At 59.3% G+C, this 432-nt stretch carries 1 protein-coding gene; it reads right to left on the bottom strand.

Annotation, left to right across the window (positions count from 1 at the left end; translation table 11 throughout):
* Positions 1–39: 39 nt before the first annotated feature.
* The coding region (locus ACG2LG_RS24260; protein ID WP_396263493.1) for a transposase at positions 40–432 on the bottom strand (393 nt) is incomplete at its 5' end.

The raw sequence follows: 432 nt of genomic DNA, 5'->3' as shown, positions 1-432 counted from the left end.
TGGACATTTTCGAAAGTGACGGAATGGAAGACGGCGGGTTCATCGGGCGGCGTTGCTCTGGATCTTCACTCCCAACTCCCAGATGAAGGCGGTCAACTCACGGGCGACGGCGACCTTGACCTTGTTGTGATGCATGAGGCGGCCCTTCAAGGTCCTGAATCGGGCGTGAAGGCGGTTCTGCGCGCGCCAGGCGATCTCTTTGATCCAACGCGGCTTGCCTTTCTGTCTCTCGGCCATGGCGTAGCTGACGCGCGGCTGCACACGGTAGTGGGTGGCGCATTCGATGAGAATCCAGCGGGCGTGGGCATTGCCGCATTTGGTGATTCCGGTCTGTTTTTGTTTGCCACCGGTGGTGTATTCTCCAGGGGTGAGGCCGAGATAACTCATCAGCTGGCGCGGATGGGTGAAACGCACGAAGTCGCCGATTTCGGA

Source organism: Haloferula sp. A504, assembly GCF_044385805.1.
Lineage (GTDB): Bacteria > Verrucomicrobiota > Verrucomicrobiia > Verrucomicrobiales > Akkermansiaceae > Haloferula.
The sequence above is the reverse complement of the archived record's forward strand: the minus strand, read 5'-3'. Positions and strand labels throughout refer to the sequence as shown.